Raw genomic sequence first — 18549 nt, forward strand, 5'->3', positions numbered from 1 at the left:
TTAACCATATACGTAAAAAGCATTACTGAGGGAACCAAAAGAATCGCCATGACGGAAAAAGCTGTATTTTTCTGCAATCAGATCGCAGCAATGAACGATGACCCGGCTTATGGCCTGATCGAAAACGGGGCCGTCGTCGTTGAGGACGAGATCATCGCATGGGTGGGTCCGCAGTCTGAGGTTCCGGATCGATTTGCCGATTGGCCGCGCACCGATTTTGGTGACCGGCTGATGACCCCGGCTCTGATTGACGCCCACACGCATATCGTCTTTGGCGGCAACCGCGCGGTTGAGTTCGAGATGCGTTTGAACGGCGCGTCTTACGAAGAGATTGCGCGCGCCGGGGGTGGAATTCTGTCGACCGTCAACGGCACCCGTGCCGCATCCGAGGATGATCTGCTGGCCGGGGCGCTGCCGCGTGTCGATGCGCTGCTGGCCGAGGGCGTGTCCTGTATCGAGATAAAGTCCGGCTATGGGTTGGATGCCGAAACTGAGCTTCGGATGCTGCGGGTGGCTCGCCAAATCTCGCAGAAACGTCCTGTTAGAGTGAAAACCAGCTTTCTTGGTGCCCACGCCATTCCCCCGGAATATAGCGGACAACCGGATGCATATATCGACGAAATATGTATCCCGACGCTGCGCGCGGCTGCCGCCGATGGCTTGGTGGATGCGGTTGACGGCTTCTGCGAAGGGATCGCGTTCAGCCCAGACCAGATCGCCCGCGTGTTCGACGCGGCGCGTGAATTGGACCTGCCGGTGAAGCTGCACGCTGAACAACTGTCCAATCTGGGTGGTGCCAAATTGGCGGCCTCGTATGGGGCGTTGTCGGCAGATCACATCGAATATCTCGATGCAGCGGGCGTTGACGCCATGGCACAGTCGGGCACCGCTGCGGTTCTGCTGCCCGGTGCTTTCTATACGCTGCACGAGACCCAGTTGCCGCCGATTGAGGCGCTGCGCGCACGGGGCGTTCCAATGGCTTTGGCCACCGATTGCAATCCGGGCTCGTCACCGCTGACTTCGCTGCTGTTGACGATGAATATGGGCTGCACCCTGTTCCGCCTGACCCCGCAAGAGGCGCTGGCGGGCGTGACCTGCCATGCCGCCCGCGCCTTGGGTCTTGAGGACACCGGCACCATCGCCGCCGGGCTGCGCGCTGATCTGGCGGTCTGGGATGTTTCGCATCCGGCTGAACTGTCCTATCGCATCGGCTTCAACCCCTTGCACACACGTATTTTCGGAGGTCTGTCATGACGCCCATGCCCCTTGTGCCGGGTCAGGTTTCACTGGCGCAGCTTGAGAAGATCTATTGGTCCGAGGCCCCGATTGTGCTGGACCCCGCATGCCGCCCAAAGGTCGAGACCGCCGCCGCCCGCATCGCGCAGGCCGCGCAGGGGGCTGATGCAGTTTACGGGGTCAACACGGGCTTTGGTAAACTTGCCAGCCACAAGATCGCGGCCGAGGATACCTCGACGCTGCAACGCAACCTGATCCTCAGCCATTGCTGCGGTGTCGGGCCTGCGGTGCCAAGGCGGTTGGCGCGGTTGATGATGTCGCTCAAGCTGCTGTCGTTCGGGCGCGGGGCATCCGGAGTGCGTTGGGACCTGATCGAATTGTTGCAACAGATGCTGGCGCAGGGTGTCACGCCGGTGATCCCGGCGCAGGGTTCGGTCGGGGCCTCGGGCGATCTGGCCCCGCTTGCGCATATGACGGCGGTGGTGATTGGCGCGGGTGAGGCTGAGGTGAATGGCACCGTCCTACCGGGTGACGAAGCGCTGAATACCGTCGGTTTAGAGCCGATTCAACTGGGCCCCAAGGAAGGCCTGGCCTTTATCAACGGTACTCAGTTCTCGACGGCTTATGCGCTGGCAGGTCTGTTCGAGGGATGGCGTGCGGCGCAGAATGCGTTGGTCATTTCTGCCGCCTCGACCGACGCGATCATGGGCTCGACCGCGCCGTTGCAACCAGAAATTCACACCCTGCGCGGTCATCGCGGCCAGATCGAGGCCGCCGCGGCGATGCGCGCCACGCTGGGCGGGTCCGAGATCCGCGAGAGCCACCGCGACGGCGATACCCGCGTACAGGACCCCTATTGCATCCGCTGCCAGCCGCAGGTGACGGGCGCGGCGATGGATATCATCCGGCAGGCCGCCGCGACGCTCGAGGTTGAGGCGAACGCCGCCACAGACAACCCTCTGGTGCTGACTGAGGCCGATATCATCGTTTCGGGCGGGAATTTCCATGCCGAGCCGGTGGGCTTTGCCGCTGACATGATCGCGCTGGCCCTGTCCGAGATCGGCGCGATTGCGCAACGACGGATTGCCCTGATGGTCGACCCGACGCTCAGCTTCGATCTGCCGCCCTTCCTGACGCCCGAGCCGGGGTTGAATTCGGGCCTGATGATCGCCGAGGTGACGACCGCGGCCCTGATGAGCGAGAACAAGCATCTGGCCAACCCCTGCGTCACCGACAGCACGCCGACCTCGGCCAATCAGGAGGATCACGTCTCGATGGCTGCCCACGGTGCACGGCGGCTGACGCGGATGGTCGAGAACCTGAACTATATTCTGGGGATCGAACTGCTCTGCGCTGCGCAGGGCGTGGAATTCCGCGCGCCGCTGCAAACCAGCGCGCCGCTGCAGCGCGTGATCAGCCGCTTGCGCGCTGACATCCCGGGGCTGGCGGAAGATCGTTACCTCGCACCCGAATTAGAGCAGGCGCGCGCGCTCGTTGCTGATGGTGCCGTGCTGAAAGCGGTCGACGTGCCGATGCCAGGGCTGGTCTGATGCAGGTGGTTGCGGTTCAGCGTGGCGACGGCCCCATCGTGTTGGGACAGCCGCATGGCGGAACGCATGTCCCGGTGGACATTGCGGCCCGCCTGAACGCGAACGGACAAAGCCTGAAGGATACGGATTGGCAAATAAACAGGCTCTATGACGGGCTTTTGAAGGGTGCGACGGTCGTGCAGTCGCATATCCACCGCTATGTGATCGACGCCAACCGAGACCCTTCGGGCGTCTCATTATACCCCGGACAGAACACCACGACGCTGGTGCCGTTGACCGATTTCGATGGTCAGGCGATCTGGCTGGACGGGCAGGAGCCATCAACCGATGAGATCGAAGCCCGTCGTCTTGCTTATCACGTGCCCTATCACACTGCGTTAGAGACTGAATTGCAGCGGGTCAAAGACCGACACGGCATTGCGGTGCTGTTCGATTGCCATTCGATCCGCAGCCGCATTTCGTTTTTGTTCAATGGCACCTTGCCAGATCTCAATATCGGAACCGACGGCGGCGTGACTTGCGCGCCCGAAATCGAGTCTGTTGCGGGTGAATTCGCCGCGTCCTCTCCGTTTAGCACGGTTCTGAACGGTCGGTTCCGCGGCGGCTGGACCACCCGCCACTATGGCCGCCCAGACGAGGGGCTGCATGCCATTCAAATGGAACTGGCGCAGTCCACCTACCTGACCTCGGAAACTGCGCCCTGGGCGTTTGACGACACCAAAGCCACGCGCCTGCGCCGCTGGCTGCACGACATTCTGGACGCGATCCAAGACACCGCATTGGAGTTGACCTCATGACCGATCCCCGCAAGAACACCCGCGACATCTTTCCGCCCACCGGCACCGAACTGAACGCCAAAAGCTGGGTGACCGAGGCTCCGCTGCGGATGCTGATGAACAACCTGCACCCCGATGTGGCCGAAAATCCGCATGAGTTGGTTGTGTACGGCGGTATCGGACGTGCCGCGCGCACGTGGGATGATTTCGACCGGATCGTTGCGGGTTTGAAGGATCTGGAAGAGGACGAGACCCTGATCGTCCAGTCCGGGAAACCGATTGCGATCATTCGCACGCATAAGGATGCGCCGCGGGTACTGATTGCGAATTCGAACATCGTGCCCCATTGGGCGACATGGGATCACTTCAACGAATTGGACCGCAAGGGCCTGATGATGTACGGCCAGATGACCGCGGGCTCGTGGATTTACATCGGCACGCAGGGCATCGTGCAGGGCACCTATGAGACCTTTGCCGAAGCCGGGCGTCAGCACTATGACGGCGACCTGACGGGCAAGTGGATTCTGACCGGCGGTCTGGGCGGCATGGGCGGCGCGCAGCCTTTGGCGGCCGTTTTCGCCGGGGCCTGTTGTCTGGCGGTGGAATGCAACCCGGACTCGATCGATTTCCGTTTGCGCACTAAGTATCTCGATGAAAAGGCCGAAACGCTGGATGAAGCGCTTGAGATGATCGACCGCTGGACCAAGGCGGGAGAGGCGAAATCCGTCGGTCTGCTGGGCAATGCGGCGGACATCTTCCCCGAGATTTACCGCCGCATGGCCGAGGGCGGATTGCGTCCCGATATTGTCACCGACCAGACCAGCGCCCATGACCCGATCAACGGCTATCTGCCACTGGGCTGGACCATGGCGCAATGGCGGGAAAAGCGAGAAACAGACCCTAAAGCGGTGGAAAAAGCCGCGCGGGCGTCGATGAAACAGCATGTGGCCGCAATGGTCGATTTCTGGAACGCGGGCGTTCCAACGCTGGATTATGGCAACAACATCCGTCAGGTGGCGCAGGATGAAGGGCTTGAGAACGCCTTTGCCTTCCCCGGTTTCGTGCCCGCCTATATCCGCCCGCTGTTCTGCAAGGGGATCGGCCCGTTCCGCTGGTGCGCCCTGTCCGGCGACCCCGAGGATATCTACAAGACCGATGCCAAGATGAAAGAGCTGTTCCCCGAGAACGAGCACTTGCATCGCTGGCTGGATATGGCGCAGGACCGGATTGCCTTTCAGGGCCTGCCCGCGCGCATCTGTTGGATCGGGCTTGGCGACCGGCACCGCGCCGGGTTGGCCTTCAACGAGATGGTCGCCAATGGTGAGCTGAAAGCGCCGGTTGTGATCGGGCGGGATCATCTGGATTCGGGTTCCGTCGCCAGCCCCAACCGCGAGACCGAGGCGATGCTGGATGGCTCGGATGCGGTGTCGGACTGGCCTCTGCTGAACGCGCTGATCAATACCGCCAGCGGTGCGACATGGGTCTCGCTGCACCATGGCGGAGGCGTCGGCATGGGCTTCAGCCAGCATGCGGGCGTGGTGATCTGCGCCGACGGGACCGAGGACGCCGCGCGGCGGTTGGAGCGTGTTTTGTGGAACGATCCGGCGTCGGGCGTTTGGCGGCACGCGGATGCGGGTTACCAGATCGCCAAAGACTGCGCGCGCGAACACGGGCTGCGGCTGCCGGGTATTCTGGGCTAGATCGCTTTGCGTTTGATTTGAATCGAAATACGCTGCCTCTCCCTGCGGTCGAACGCGCATTTCGATAGTTTTGATCCAGAACAAAACGCAAAACGCTTAGGTCAAACTGTCTCTGGCGCACATGCTGCACCTGCGATATCCCGCAGGTGAGCTTGCCGGAGATCGAAGATGTACGTTGCTACCCTGCTGACTAACCCGACCGCGCCGATATTGGATCAGGCGTTAGTCGACTCGCTGCGCAACGCGTGGGGCGGGGGCGATGGAGCTTGGCTCAGCCCTGATGAGGCGGCAGAGTTCACGCTTTCCGAGATGCCCGGCAACCTATGGGATGTCTGGGGAGATCTACAGCAGATGGGCGTGGACCTGATCGTGCAGCCCACCGAAGGACGCCGCAAGAAAATGCTGCTGGCCGACATGGACAGCACGATGATCCAGCAGGAATGCATTGACGAATTGGCCGATGAGGCTGGTGTGGGCGACCGGGTCAAAGACATCACCGCGCGGGCGATGAATGGTGAGCTGGATTTCGAAGGCGCGCTGACCGAACGGGTTGGTTTGCTGAAAGGGCTTGATGTAAGCGTGATTGGCAAAGTTCTGAACGACCGGATCACGCTGATGCCCGGAGGCAAGGCGTTGCTGGCGACGATGCGCGCAAATGGGGCTTATGCGGCTCTGGTTTCTGGCGGGTTCACCGCGTTCACCGCGCGCGTGGCCGAGCAGTTGGGCTTTGACGAGAACCGGGCCAATACGTTGCTGGTCGAAAATGGCAAGCTGACCGGAGACGTGCAGCGCCCCATTCTGGGACGGCAGGCCAAGATCGAAGCGCTGGAGCAGATCTCCACCCGTTTAGGCATCGCTGAGGCGGACGTGATCGCCGTGGGTGACGGGGCCAACGATCTTGGAATGCTGGGCCGCGCGGGGACGGGGGTTGCGCTGCATGCTAAACCCTCGGTCGCGGCGGAATGCAATGTGCGGGTCAACCACGGAGACCTGACCGCACTGCTGTATCTGCAGGGATATGCCCGTTCTGAATTCGTCGATAGCTAACGGGCTTTCTTTAATTTAACATTTGTGTTAAATAATGGTCATGAACACGCTTCTGACCAGTTTTTCTGCCTTGTCCGACGCCACACGATTCTCGATCGTCGAGCAGTTGATGGAGCACGGAGAGCTGCCTGCCGGTGACCTGATCGAAGGGCGGGGCATGTCCGGTGCCGCGATCTCCCGCCATCTGAAAGTGCTGCGCGAAGCCGGTTTGGTGCAGCAGCGGGTAAAGGGTACGCAGCGGATCTATTCGATCCGGCCCGAGGGGCTGCGCGCGATTGCCGAGTGGACCATTTCGAAGCGGCAATTCTGGGAAAACAGCCTCGACCGCCTGAGCGATATTATCGAAAGGGAGAACTCATGGCCGACCTGAAACTGGAGCGGGATTTTCCCATCACCCCCGAGGTGCTTTTTGCATGGATCAGCGATGGGGCAAAACTGTTGCAATGGTGGGGGCCTGAAGGGCTGCATGTGCCAGAACATGATCTGGATTTCTCGCGCACCGGCCCGTGGTATTCGGTGATGAAGAACGGTGAAGGCCAAAAATTCAAGGTTTCGGGCCATGTAACCCATGTCGATCCGCCGCATTCCGTGGGGTTCACATGGGGCTGGCATGACGATCAGGACAAGCGGGGGGCCGAAAGCCATGTGACCTTCTCGGTGGTGGCGACAGATACCGGATCGCGCCTGACGCTGGATCACCGCGAGTTGGCGGATGCCGAGGCGGCGACAAACCACAATCAGGGTTGGACGTCTTCGCTGCGTAAGCTCGAAGCGCTGGCAAAATAGATTTTCAACAGGGAGGAGCGTTATGCCCCAATATTTGTTTGTCTATCACGGGGGCCACACCCCCACCGACCCCGCCGAGATCGAAGCGACAATGGCCGCCTGGGGTGCTTGGTTTGGTTCCATGAGCGATGCATTGGACATCCCCGGCAATCCGGTGGGCCAGTCTTACACGGTCAGCAGCACCGGTGTGGTCGATAATGGCGGCGCGAACCCGGCCTCGGGCTTTACTGTCATCAAGGCCGACAGCATCGAAGCCGCGACCGAGATGGCCAAGGGCTGCCCGATGGTCGTGAACGGATCCGGCTCGGTCGAAGTGGCCGAGGTGCATGAGATCGAGATGTGAGCCTTAACCGGGGAAACCCGGCGCAGGTTTGATCACACCGCATTCCAGCCCTCGGCGGCTGTATTGCGTGGCATTCAGGAACTTGCGTGTGGCCGGGTGATCGGCCTCAAGCACGCCAAGGCTGACGAGAATGGCGGCGATGGCGCATTCGCTGGCGCGGGTGGTGCCATCGGTGATCTTGAGCGCGACTCCCATGCGTTTTTCCGGGATGATCGCAACAAAGACGGCCTCGGCCCCGGTTTTGATCGCGGCGCGGCCATCCATGGCGCGCATCAACTCAGTACAGGCGCGGGTTTCGCCTGCGACCAGTTCCGGGTGCTGCATCATCGCCGCTGTTAGCTGCTGCGCCGCATCGCTGGCCCGGTCCGAGCGGTCGGCGGCGGATGCAAACCACGCCATTGACCGTGCAAGCCCTGTCAGCGACCCGGCAAAGTTCGGCGCCGAACACCCGTCGATGCCGTAACACGGGCTGGACTCGTCTGTGGTTTCCTCAAAAGCGGCCAGACAGGCCTGCTGCACCGGATGGTCGATTTCAAGATATTCCGGCCCCGCACCCATATGCTGCGCCACGGTCAGAAAACCGCAATGTTTGCCGGAGCAGTTGTTGTGAATCTGGCAGGGCGTGTCATCGGCCAGAATAAGCCCGTCGCGCGCGGCCATGTCCTGAGGCTCTTGCGCGCCGCAACGCAGATCGGGCTCGGCCAGGCCCAGATGGTCCAGCCACGCGGACACCCGGTCGGTATGGATATGCGCGCCGTTATGCGAGGCGCAGGCCAGCGCCAGATGTTCGGATGTCAGGCCGTATTTGGCCGCAGCACCCGAGGTGATCAGCGGCAGCGCCTGTATCATCTTGGCCGAGGATCGTGGGTAGATCACCGCGTTCGGATCCCCCCAGCTGTGCACGATCTGACCACTATCGTCACAGATCACCGCATGGCCCAGATGCAGGCTTTCAAGCAAGGGTCCTCGCCACAGTTCGGTCATAGCTATGGGCTGCGTCATCTGGACCCTCCTTAACATGCGCAAAAATCTGCCAATCGCCCTTTCGCCTGTGGCGAAACCTGCGTTAGTGTGTGTATGTCGGCAAACACCGGAATACGCAACTTAACAGACGGACCGTCAGGGTCCGCAGGCTGTCCCGGTGGGTATGAGGTATAGGTCGGGCTAGGAGGCTGGACAGATGGGATCAAAGCTTGTCCGCGTGATCGCGGGGCTGTGCATGGCAGGGATGGCCACAGCTGCAATCGCTCAGCAGGCGACCAGCACCAATCGCGTGGCGGCGAAGACGGATTGGAGCGTTTTCGTCGAAGACGACCCGACCGAATGCTGGAGCGTGTCTGCCCCCAAAGAAACCGTCAATACACGCGGTGGCCGCGTGGTCTCGGTGCGTCGCAGTGATATTCTGCTTTTCGTATTCTATCGCCCCAATGCAGAGGTGAAGGGGCAGGTCACGTTTACCGGCGGTTACCCATTTGCATCCGGATCGACGGTGAACCTGACCGTGGACGGCAGCGAGTTTGAGCTATTCACCGAAGGCGAATGGGCCTGGCCGGCCACCGCTTCGGATGATGCCAAGATTGTCACCGCAATGAAGCGCGGCACCGAGGCGGTTCTGACCGCGCGCTCGGAACGGGGTACTCAGACGAAAGATACGTTCTCTCTGCTGGGTTTTACCGCAGCCATTGAAGATGCCGAGACACGCTGTACGAATTGACATGCCTAGACCGGGATGCCGCACAGGCTGTCCGGTCAGGATTGTCTGGCAAAATCTGCTATGTATTCAAAAAATTTGATCCGTATCAAGGACGACTGCCTTGAAATCTGAACTAATCTGTTCAGTAACAAGAAGGAGTTGCCTTGATGATCCCCAAAGCACTTATTGCCCTGATGATGGTGTCTGCCATGTTTTTGAGCGCATGTGAAAAAGACCCGGACACCTATCCCATTACAGGTGAGCAATGCGGGCCCGAAGACCCGGTGAAAGAGCTGGATGCAGCCGATTGCTCTGTCCTGCCTGCGGGCGTCTGAGCGTCGGGGCAGCCCTGAACTGACGTCGAAGACCCAAGCCAACTTGACCGCAGTGGTTTTGCCTCTGCGGTCGAATTATGCTGGAATGTGCGGACAAACTGGTCCTGTCCGCGCAGATGTACACGGGAGGTTGGCGATGCGATACATTGTGGGGGCTTTGATCTTTCCGGTGGCGGCTATGGGTGATCCGGCACTGGAATGCGTGGATGCGGGGTCTCAGGTCGACATCGGGGATTGCGTGCGAGTGATGGAAATGCGGGTGAACACGGCGATAGACTCCGCTTATGCGCTGGCCCGCGACGCAGCGCGGGAACTGGATGAGGTCACCGGCCGCGACTCGATGCTTCCGGCGCTGACGGCGGCGCATGCCGCGTGGGTGGCTTATCGCGATGCGCAATGCGAAGCGGTTGGCGCTTCTTTTGGCGGCGGCTCGGGGACTGGAATCGCCATTACCGCCTGTCGGGTCGATCTTGGCCGGGCGCGCGTGGACGAATTGCTGGGTCATGCAGACTGACCGGCACGATTCCTTTTGATCTTTGCGTGCGTTCCTATATAGAGGCGCATCCCAGGCCAGAATCCACCGAGATACGCCAATGTCGCCCAAAGCGCCGATCACTCAAGACGTCATGACCATTCCCCGCAAGCTGCCCGAGGGGAAGGTGAACCTTGTCGGTCTGACCCGCGACCAACTGCGCGCGGTTCTGATCGAACATGGCACGCCGGAAAAGCAGGCCAAAATGCGGACCGGCCAGATCTGGCAGTGGATCTATCAGTGGGGTAAGCGCGACTTTGCGGAGATGACCAACCTCGCTAAAGCATACCGCGCACAACTGGCCGAGAATTTCGTGATCGAAATCCCCGAGGTTGTGACCCGTCAGGTGTCCGAAGATGGCACCCGCAAGTACCTGTGCCGCATCGCGGGCGGGCATGAGGTTGAGGTGGTCTATATCCCCGAAGAAGATCGCGGCACCCTGTGTATCTCATCACAAGTGGGCTGCACGCTGACCTGTTCCTTCTGTCACACGGGTACCCAGAAACTGGTGCGCAACCTGACAGCGGCCGAGATTGTCGGGCAGGTGATGATGGCCCGCGATGATCTTGAGGAATGGCCCACCCCCGGCGCGCCCAAGGACGAAACCCGCCTGCTGTCGAACATCGTTCTGATGGGCATGGGTGAGCCGCTCTATAACTTCGACAATGTCCGCGACGCGATGAAGATCGCCATGGACCCCGAGGGAATCTCGCTGTCTCGTCGCCGGATCACCCTGTCCACATCGGGCGTTGTCCCGGAAATTGCGCGTACTGCGGAAGAAATCGGTTGCCTGCTGGCGATCTCGTTCCATGCCACCACGGATGAGATCCGCGATGTTCTGGTTCCGATCAACAAACGCTGGAATATCGAGGAGCTGCTGGGCGCTTTGGCGAGCTATCCCAACGCGTCAAATTCGGAACGGATTACGTTTGAATATGTGATGCTCGACGGCGTGAATGATTCTGACGCGGATGCGCATCGTCTGATCTACCACATCAAACGCCATAAAATCCCGGCCAAGATCAACCTGATCCCATTCAATGAATGGCCCGGCGCGCCGTATAAGCGCAGCTCGAACAACCGTATCCGGGCGTTTGCCAATATCATCTATCAGGCGGGTTATGCGTCGCCCATCCGCAAGACGCGGGGCGAGGACATCATGGCGGCCTGTGGCCAGTTGAAATCAGCCACCGAGCGTGCCCGAAAATCGCGCAAACAGATCGAATCCGAGGCAGGTCTGGGATAAGCCGCCAAAGATTACAGGCGAATTAATGTGAACCCCCCTGTTGTCCAAAGTCTCATTTTGGTAGTCTTTGGGTATTCTGGCATGGGTTTTCAGCATCACCATTGTGCACAAGCGGGTGAAACTGTGAACAGGGTCATAGCAAGTTATCATCGGGGCGTTATCTTTCGAGTCATAATCTGAGGCAGCGTTCAGGCGAACCGTTCAACGGATGGGCCACGGAAATGATTGCAAAGCAAAACTATCTGACTGGAATTTCAACCGTTTTGGCATTTTGCGCGTCGGGCGTGCTGGCGCAGGAAAGCGATCAAAACGCGCATCTGGCGATCGAGAATCCCGCCGAGCTCAGCAAGGATGAGGCGCGCAAGCATTACAAGGGGCTGACCCGTCGCATGGCCCGGGGGTACGCGGCCGCTAAGCTGGACATGATCCGCAACTACCAAAGCTGGCCCTTGTTCAACGACGCTCCGTACATTTCGGCCACGCATGGTCAGCGCTTTGTCAACAGTTACGCCAACCGGATGGCGCATAATTATGGCACTCTTCAAGAAGGGGAGCTGTTGCCGACGGGGTCGGTTCTGGCCAAGGACAGCATGACCGTGACCGATGAAGGCAAGGTTTATCCCGGCGCGCTATTTGTGATGGAGAAGCTGGCCGCAGGCACCAGCCCGGATACGGCAGACTGGCGCTATGTCATGGTGATGCCTGATGGCTCGCTGTTTGGCGACACGATGGGCAGCGGTTCAAGTCGTGTGGCCTATTGCCACGACTGCCACGCAGCAGTGGCTGATCGAGACTATACTTTCTACGTCCCCGAGGAATTTCAGGTCGAGAATTGACCCTCAGCCCGTTGGCAGTTTCAGTGCGGTGGCTTCGCTGCGGCTGAGTTGTTCGCCTTGCTTGCGCTTTGACAAGACCTCGCGGGCCAGTGCGTATTTCTCATCCTGCCAGAAGATCAAACACCCGTTGCAGCCCTTGCCACAGCAGCCCTCGGTGCCGATGCGATTGGTCTTGAACCGGCGTTCGTTGCCGTCTTCTCCGATCTTTTCTACCAGCGCATCGCGGCGGCGGGCATAGGCTGCGGGATTGTCTCGGCCCGAGGTTTCAAGCCCCTGCACCAGCTTGTCAAAGCGGATGCGGCTCCAATGTTCGTCGGTCAGCGCGCGCTCCTTGCGCAGCACCGAATAGGCCGGGAAGCGGGCGCGCAGATCATCCGGGTCTTCGTGATCGAACAGAGAAAAGGGCAGGCGGATGACGGTTTTGGTGCTGCCATGCACCACGTCCAGCCGCGCGCCGTCATGGGCCCGCTCGAAATCGTAGACGCGCAGCAGAACCGTCTCACGCGAAATGGGTGAGACGAAATCTAGCACATCGCCCGGTTCCAGCTTGTTCTTCACCTCGACCAGAAAGGCGTCGTCGGTCACCTCGGTGACGATCCCGGCATATTCCCATTGCGCGATGGCGGCGGTGTGTTCGTAATCATGCGCGTAGTTGGTCAGTCGCCCTTCGTGGAACGCCAGCGTATAGCCGCGATTTCCAACGGTTTCGAGTTCGCGCATGTAAGGCTTGGGGTCCCAGTTCTCGGGGTCCGCGTGATAGTCGTCGATGGCCATCCGATAGGCGCGCGCGACGATGGCGGCATAGTATTCCGACTTACCGCGCCCTTCGACCTTGAGGCTGTCGACGCCGATCTTCAGATACTCATCCAGCTTGGGCATGATGCACAGATCACGCGAGTTGAGGATATACGAGCCGCGATCATCCTCTTCGATGGGCATCAGATCACCGGGGCGGCAGCCCTCTTCCAGAAGGAATTCGAACAGGTCGGCGTTTTCGTCGGTAATGCGCAGTTCCTGATGAGTGCCGTCCTTGAGGCGCAGCTTTAGCCCATAGTTCCAGCGACAGGAATTGGCGCAATTGCCCTGATTGGCCCCACGTTCGGCCATGAAATTCGACAGCAGACAGCGGCCCGAATAGGTCATGCACATGGCCCCGTGCACAAACGCCTCAAGCTTGATGTCGGGGCATTTCTCGCGAATTTCGACCAGTTCGGGATAGGACACCTCGCGGGCCAGAACCACCAGCTCGGCTCCCTGATCCTGCCAGAACTTCACCGACAGCCAAGAACAGATATTGGCCTGCGTCGAGATATGCAGCGGCAGTTCCGGGGCGCGTTCTCGGACATATTGGAACACACCGGGGTCGGCGATGATCAGGCCATCGGGTTTCACCTTGCGGACGGTATCAATATACTCGTCCAGTTTCGGAATGTCCTTGTTGTGCGAGAACAGGTTCAGGGTCAGATAGGCGCGCCGTCCATGGCTGTGGCAGAATTCGACCCCTTCAATCACCTCTTCCAGCGAGAACTCGGATTTCGTGCGCAGCGACATATCGGGCGTGCCCAGATAGACCGCGTCCGCCCCGTAGAGGATGGCGAGTTTCAACTTGCGCAGATTGCCCGCAGGCATCAGCAATTCGGATCGGGACTGGGTCATGGGACTACCGGGCATTGGATCAAGCGCGCCTTCTACGCCAAATCCCGCGCCGCCAAAACCCCGTTATCTGCGACGGAACCGCGCTGTGCCGATGACCTCGATCAGTTGCTGGCGCACCGGTTCCGGTTGCGCTTCGACCGCGTTCAGCACCTCTCGCAACTCGGCGCGCAACCCGTGCATCTGGTCGATCAGAGAGATCATCATCGACAGCGCATCGGCCTCCATATCGTATTGCTCATGCAACTCGCAGGCCAGTTCCAACCGAGCGACGTCGATCCTTTGATACACCAGCCCATCGTCGGACTGTTCGGGGATCACGATCTCGGCGGCAAGGTACTCGGTCAGCCTATCCGAGGTCAGGCGGGTGACGGTTTCGATCAGTTGTTTCTCGGTCAGGGTCATGACGGCATTCCTTTCCGCGGATCATAGCGGTGGGTCTCGCGCCACGTCTCCATGAACTGTTTCAGGTCGTCATCCATTGTGTCGGGCAGGGTGACGGTCAGTTCGATCAGCTGGTCTCCACGCTCGGACGAGCCGCGCTTCTTGACCCCTTTGCCGCGCAGACGCAGGGTTTTACCGCTGCTGGTGCCAGCCGGGACACTGACATTGACGCCGCCATCAATGGTGGGGGCCGGGACCTTGCCGCCCAGAACAGCCTCATCAATCGTGATCGGCAGCGTGATGTGGATGTCGTCGCCCTGCCGGTCAAAGACCGGGTGGTTCGCCACTGAGACAGTGACCAGTGCATCCCCCGGAGGCCCCTCGCCATAGCCCGGAGCGCCCTTGCCCCGCAGCCGGATGGTCTGACCGTCGGTGATCCCTGCGGGGATTTTGACTTCGATCCGGTCGCCGTCTGGCAAGGTTAGTTTCTGGCTGGCCCCAAAGACCGCATCCAGAAAGCTGATCTGCAGGGAATAGTTCATGTTGTGCCCCGGTGCGTGGAATTCATGGGCGCGCTGGCCATAGCCACCGCGTCCGCGCATGAACTCGGCAAAGATGTCGGACATGTCGTCCGGGTCCGCCTGCCGTCCGCGATAGGGGTTTCCGGCGGCCTCGGCATAGTCGCGATAATATTGCTGCTGCGGGCGTTCCCGACCCGAGGCGTCGATCTCGCCCCTGTCATACTGTGCCCGCTTCTCGGGGTCTTTCAGCAGGTCATAGGCCGCGGCCGCGGCTTTGAACTTGGCCTCGGCCTCGGCATCACCGGGTTTGAGGTCCGGGTGGCATTCCTTGGCGATGCGCCGATAGGCTTTCTTGATGTCGGCGTCACTGGCATCTTTGGAAATGCCCAGAACGGAATAGGGATCGTCGCTCATCTCACCTCGCGGGAAAAGGGTGGGGCTGATCTTGATGAAGGTGTTTTATCATGTGATTTCAACAGGTCAAAATGAAGAGCACACCGAATTACCTCGTAAAACGCGTCAGCCCTGATAATATCGGGATGTTTCGAATTGCTATTTGACGGAGATCGCCCCATGTCTCGCAGAATAAAGTCCGCTCTGGCCTTGCTGGCCGGGAATGCCATCGGGTTGTTGTTGGCGGTGCTGTTGCTATCCGGCTTTGCGATCAAGCCGATATCCTTCATCGTGGTGGTGGTCATCTTTACAGTCGTGCAGGTGGTGGCCGAGCCGCTGATCCTGAAGATCGGGGAAAAGAAAGCACCTGCAATCAAAGGCGGGATCGCGTTGATCGTGACCTTTGTGGGCTTGCTGGTGACCGATCTGGTCGCCTCGGGCCTGACCGTGGGCGGGGTCGCCAATCTGCTGGCGGCGACCTTGCTGGTCTGGCTGGGCGCGCTGGTCGCCAGCGTTGTGCTGCCGATCTACGTGTTCACCGAATTGCGGGACCCCAAGAAGAAGTCATAGGGCGTTCAGGCTGGCCTCGACGGCCTGCCAAAGCTCTTCCACCGGCTCACAGCCAACCGACAGACGGACAAAGGCAGGGTCCACGGCGTCGCCCCATCGGGCGCGGCGTTCGGCGGAACTGTGGACACCGCCAAAGGATGTGGCGGGGCGCAACAGGGGGCAGGTGTTGATGAAAGCCTCGGCTTTGTCTTCGCTGTCCAGTGTCAGGGACAGCAGGAACCCGAACCGCAAGGTTTGTGCCGTGGCCAACGCGTGCGCGGGGTCGCCGGGAAGGCCGGGATAGCGCACCAGACGCACAGCGGGATGTGCGGCCAACCGTTCCGCCAGTACCTGCGCCGAGGCGCACATGCGGTCGAACCGCACATCCAGCGTCTCCAACCCGCGATGCAGCAACCACGCCTCATGCGGGCCGGGGATCGCGCCTGAGACCTTACGCCACTCCTCAACCCGTTCCATGATCTGCGGGTCGCGGCTGGCGACATGGCCCATCAGCATATCCGAGTGCCCGCCCATCGCTTTGGTGTCCGAGGACACAACAACATCGATGCCCAGATCAAGCGGGCGCTGCCCCAGCGGCGTCATGGTGGTGTTGTCCGCAATCGTCACGCCACCGGCGGCCCGCACCTGATCCGCGACAGCCCTTAGGTCGATCATGTCCAGACCGGGGTTCGAGGGGCTTTCGGTATACACTACATCGAACCCGTCAAACCCGCCGTCCGAGAAGGCATTGGTCGGGCGTTCTGTGATCTCTACACCCAAGCGCGACAGGAACTTGTCGGCCAGAAGGCGGGTCACATAGTAGCCATCCGACGGGATCAGCACCCGCGATCCGGCCTGCACCGTTGCAAACAGCGCGGCTGAAATCGCCCCCATCCCGGACGGAAAGCTGAGACAGGGCGCGTCCTCCAGATGCGACAGGACATGTTCCAGCTGCACCCATGTCGGGTTGTCGACCCTTCCATAGGTGGCATGCCCGTCCGGTGCGCCCGGCAGGTGGTACATGCTGCTTTGCGTCAGCGGCAGCGCCACGGGTTCGCCCTTGTCCAAGGCATTCCCGCGCAGGTGCAACATTTCTCCGATCTTGGGGGCCATCGCTCAGCGCCCCGGAATCGCGTCGCGGGGCGGGGCAGGTTCCCAGTTGTCGATCAGATCGACCGCCTCTTGCGCCGTGTCGACAAAGCGAAACAGGTCCAGATCCTCGTCCGAGATCGTGCCCGCATCGGCCAGAGCGTCCCAGTTTATGACCTTTTCCCAAAACTCACGCCCGAACAGAAGGAAGGGTACGCGGTCCATCCGACCGGTTTGAATCAGGGTGAGGGACTCGAACAGCTCATCCATCGTACCAAAGCCGCCGGGGAAGATGGTGATGGCACGCGCACGCATCAGGAAATGCATTTTGCGAATGGCAAAATAGTGAAAATTGAAGCTGAGCTCAGGCGTCACGAACAGGTTCGGTGCCTGTTCATGCGGCAGCACGATGCTCAGCCCGATCGAGGCCCCGCCCGCCTCTTGCGCGCCACGGTTTCCGGCCTCCATCACGCCGGGGCCGCCGCCGGTGATGATGACGTTTTCCCGCCCGCCGGTCTCATTGGATTTCAGCGTCATCAGCCGGGCAAATTCCCGCGCCTCGTCGTAATATTCTGACAGATCAGCCAGTGTTTGCGTCCGCGCGGTGTGCTTTTGCGCCGGTTCCGGGATACGCGCGCCGCCGAACATGACGATGGTCGAGGTGATCTGACGTTCGGACATGATCATCTCGGGCTTGAGCAGTTCAAGCTGCAGGCGCACCGGGCGCAGCTCATCCCGGCACAGGAATTCGTCGTCAGCAAAGGCAAGCCGGTGAGCCGGGGACCGTGTCTGCGGCGTGTCCGGGACCTCGCTCGCGGTCGAGCGGTCGGTCTGCGCGTCGCGAAACGGGCTGTGGCGGTCTTCTCTCATCGGTGATCGATCCCTGCTTGCGTGTCTCTGAAACAGCTATAGGGTTCGCGGGCAGAGTGCCAGTCACGGAAAGACAAGAATGGATTGGAAAAATCAGATTTCAGCCGCGCGGGACCGGATCGCGGGCTTTGCGCAGGTCACGCCGGTGATGGAAAGCCGGATGCTGGGTTATCCGGTTGAGATGAAGCTGGAGCATATGCAGCACACCGGCAGCTTCAAGGCGCGCGGAGCGTTCAACACGCTGCTGAGCTCGGATGTGCCGGACGCGGGTGTCGTGGCCGCATCCGGGGGCAACCACGGCGCAGCGGCGGCTTATGCGGCGCATGCGCTGGGCTATCCGGCCAAGATATTCGTTCCCGAACTGGCGGGGCCGTCCAAGATAGCCCTGATCGAACGGATCGGCGCGGACCTCAGCGTGGTGCCGGGCGAATACGCCAATGCGCTGACGCAGGCGCAAGAACATGAGGCTGTAACCGGCGCGATGCAAATCCACGCCTATGACGCGCCCGCAACGGTGGCCGGGCAGGGCACCTGCTTTGCCGAATGGGAGGCGCAGGGCCTGCAAGCCGACACTGTTCTGGTCGCCGTGGGCGGCGGCGGGTTGATCGCCGGGGCGCTGGCGTGGTTTCAGGGCGCGCGCAACGTTGTGGCGGTCGAGCCCGAAACCTCCTGCGCTTTGAACGCGGCTTTGCAGGCCGGGGAACCGGTGGATGTTTCGGTTTCCGGCATCGCCGCCAATGCGCTGGGCGCGCGGCGGATCGGGTCGATCTGTTTCGATCTGGCGCAGGGCATGACATCGGTTCTGGTGCCAGACGCCGCCATTGCCGAGGCGCAGAAACGCCTGTGGCAGGCGCATCGTATTCTGGTTGAACCAGCCGGTGCGGCAGCATTGGCCGCGCTGTTGTCGGGCGCATATCAGCCCGAACCGGATGAGCGTGTGGCGGTGCTGATCTGCGGCGGCAATATCTCTCCGGACCCGCTGGGCCCGTAAGACACGCTCAACAGCCGCA

At 60.7% G+C, this 18549-nt stretch carries 21 protein-coding genes; 15 read left to right on the forward strand and 6 right to left on the reverse strand.

What is annotated here, in order from left to right; translation table 11 throughout:
* Positions 1 to 48: 48 nt before the first annotated feature.
* From hutI to ACRZ9X_RS12825, 8 genes are all read left to right on the forward strand, one after another.
* Entirely contained in the window at positions 49 to 1254 is a 1206-nt protein-coding gene (gene hutI, locus ACRZ9X_RS12790) for an imidazolonepropionase (RefSeq protein WP_480519395.1), read from the forward strand.
* On the forward strand, positions 1251 to 2786 hold the full coding sequence (hutH, locus tag ACRZ9X_RS12795; protein WP_480519398.1) for a histidine ammonia-lyase: 1536 nt from the start codon (positions 1251 to 1253) through the stop codon (positions 2784 to 2786). Before hutI ends, hutH begins: the two co-directional genes overlap by 4 nt.
* Positions 2786 to 3583 carry an N-formylglutamate deformylase gene (gene hutG, locus ACRZ9X_RS12800; RefSeq protein WP_480519400.1) on the forward strand — a complete coding sequence of 266 codons (798 nt, stop codon included), beginning with the start codon at positions 2786 to 2788 and terminating at the stop codon, positions 3581 to 3583. Before hutH ends, hutG begins: the two co-directional genes overlap by 1 nt.
* Positions 3580 to 5262, forward strand: a complete 1683-nt coding sequence (gene hutU, locus ACRZ9X_RS12805) for a urocanate hydratase (RefSeq protein ID WP_480519402.1) — start codon at positions 3580 to 3582, stop codon at positions 5260 to 5262. Before hutG ends, hutU begins: the two co-directional genes overlap by 4 nt.
* Before the next feature lie 168 nt (positions 5263 to 5430).
* Positions 5431 to 6309, forward strand: coding sequence for a phosphoserine phosphatase SerB (serB, locus tag ACRZ9X_RS12810; protein WP_480519404.1), 879 nt, complete (start codon positions 5431 to 5433; stop codon positions 6307 to 6309).
* A gap of 40 nt (positions 6310 to 6349) precedes the next feature.
* Positions 6350 to 6679 carry an ArsR/SmtB family transcription factor gene (locus tag ACRZ9X_RS12815; protein ID WP_480519406.1) on the forward strand — a complete coding sequence of 110 codons (330 nt, stop codon included), beginning with the start codon at positions 6350 to 6352 and terminating at the stop codon, positions 6677 to 6679.
* Positions 6667 to 7095 (forward strand): SRPBCC family protein, encoded by a 429-nt coding sequence (locus ACRZ9X_RS12820; protein ID WP_480519408.1) that lies wholly within the window; start codon positions 6667 to 6669, stop codon positions 7093 to 7095. The genes ACRZ9X_RS12815 and ACRZ9X_RS12820 overlap by 13 nt, the downstream gene beginning before the upstream one ends.
* Positions 7096 to 7117: 22 nt before the next feature.
* Positions 7118 to 7438, forward strand: a complete 321-nt coding sequence (locus tag ACRZ9X_RS12825) for a YciI family protein (protein ID WP_480519410.1) — start codon at positions 7118 to 7120, stop codon at positions 7436 to 7438.
* 3 nt (positions 7439 to 7441) lie between these two features.
* Here ACRZ9X_RS12825 and ACRZ9X_RS12830 read toward each other — a convergent pair whose 3' ends face one another.
* Positions 7442 to 8440 (reverse strand): asparaginase, encoded by a 999-nt coding sequence (locus ACRZ9X_RS12830; protein WP_480519412.1) that lies wholly within the window; start codon positions 8438 to 8440, stop codon positions 7442 to 7444.
* 178 nt (positions 8441 to 8618) lie between these two features.
* Here ACRZ9X_RS12830 and ACRZ9X_RS12835 point away from each other — a divergent pair, with 178 nt between their 5' ends.
* The 5 genes from ACRZ9X_RS12835 (at position 8619) to ACRZ9X_RS12855 (ending at position 12080) form a co-directional block, all read left to right on the forward strand.
* The gene (locus ACRZ9X_RS12835) at positions 8619 to 9152 is read left to right on the forward strand and encodes an invasion associated locus B family protein (RefSeq protein ID WP_480519414.1); all 534 of its coding nucleotides are present in this window, start codon (positions 8619 to 8621) and stop codon (positions 9150 to 9152) included.
* A gap of 146 nt (positions 9153 to 9298) precedes the next feature.
* Positions 9299 to 9466 carry a hypothetical protein gene (locus ACRZ9X_RS12840; RefSeq protein WP_480519416.1) on the forward strand — a complete coding sequence of 56 codons (168 nt, stop codon included), beginning with the start codon at positions 9299 to 9301 and terminating at the stop codon, positions 9464 to 9466.
* A gap of 136 nt (positions 9467 to 9602) precedes the next feature.
* Complete coding sequence (locus tag ACRZ9X_RS12845) at positions 9603 to 9980, forward strand: lysozyme inhibitor LprI family protein (protein WP_480519418.1); 378 nt, start codon at positions 9603 to 9605, stop codon at positions 9978 to 9980.
* A gap of 79 nt (positions 9981 to 10059) precedes the next feature.
* Positions 10060 to 11244, forward strand: a complete 1185-nt coding sequence (gene rlmN, locus ACRZ9X_RS12850; RefSeq protein WP_480519420.1) for a dual-specificity RNA methyltransferase RlmN — start codon at positions 10060 to 10062, stop codon at positions 11242 to 11244.
* Positions 11245 to 11465: 221 nt separating this feature from the next.
* The gene (locus tag ACRZ9X_RS12855; protein WP_480519422.1) at positions 11466 to 12080 is read left to right on the forward strand and encodes a cytochrome P460 family protein; all 615 of its coding nucleotides are present in this window, start codon (positions 11466 to 11468) and stop codon (positions 12078 to 12080) included.
* Between the two features lie 3 nt (positions 12081 to 12083).
* On the opposite strand, the gene ACRZ9X_RS12860 is transcribed toward ACRZ9X_RS12855, so the two are convergent.
* From ACRZ9X_RS12860 to ACRZ9X_RS12870, 3 genes are all read right to left on the reverse strand, one after another.
* The gene (locus ACRZ9X_RS12860; RefSeq protein ID WP_480519424.1) at positions 12084 to 13736 is read right to left on the reverse strand and encodes a U32 family peptidase; all 1653 of its coding nucleotides are present in this window, start codon (positions 13734 to 13736) and stop codon (positions 12084 to 12086) included.
* A gap of 63 nt (positions 13737 to 13799) precedes the next feature.
* Entirely contained in the window at positions 13800 to 14138 is a 339-nt protein-coding gene (locus ACRZ9X_RS12865; protein WP_480519426.1) for a hypothetical protein, read from the reverse strand.
* On the reverse strand, positions 14135 to 15052 hold the full coding sequence (locus tag ACRZ9X_RS12870; protein WP_480519428.1) for a DnaJ C-terminal domain-containing protein: 918 nt from the start codon (positions 15050 to 15052) through the stop codon (positions 14135 to 14137). Before ACRZ9X_RS12870 ends, ACRZ9X_RS12865 begins: the two co-directional genes overlap by 4 nt.
* Before the next feature lie 159 nt (positions 15053 to 15211).
* Between ACRZ9X_RS12870 and ACRZ9X_RS12875 the strand changes: the two genes are divergently transcribed.
* Positions 15212 to 15601 (forward strand): hypothetical protein, encoded by a 390-nt coding sequence (locus ACRZ9X_RS12875; protein ID WP_480519430.1) that lies wholly within the window; start codon positions 15212 to 15214, stop codon positions 15599 to 15601.
* On the opposite strand, the gene ACRZ9X_RS12880 is transcribed toward ACRZ9X_RS12875, so the two are convergent.
* The gene (locus tag ACRZ9X_RS12880) at positions 15596 to 16693 is read right to left on the reverse strand and encodes a cystathionine gamma-lyase (RefSeq protein ID WP_480519432.1); all 1098 of its coding nucleotides are present in this window, start codon (positions 16691 to 16693) and stop codon (positions 15596 to 15598) included. The two genes, ACRZ9X_RS12875 and ACRZ9X_RS12880, sit on opposite strands and share 6 nt — an antisense overlap.
* 3 nt (positions 16694 to 16696) lie before the next feature.
* Complete coding sequence (locus ACRZ9X_RS12885; RefSeq protein WP_480519434.1) at positions 16697 to 17539, reverse strand: LOG family protein; 843 nt, start codon at positions 17537 to 17539, stop codon at positions 16697 to 16699.
* A gap of 79 nt (positions 17540 to 17618) precedes the next feature.
* Here ACRZ9X_RS12885 and ACRZ9X_RS12890 point away from each other — a divergent pair, with 79 nt between their 5' ends.
* A complete protein-coding gene (locus tag ACRZ9X_RS12890; RefSeq protein WP_480519436.1) occupies positions 17619 to 18530 on the forward strand; it encodes a threonine/serine dehydratase in 912 nt (303 codons plus the stop codon).
* Positions 18531 to 18549: the final 19 nt, after the last annotated feature.

It is taken from the genome of Ruegeria sp. AL1, assembly GCF_056540905.1.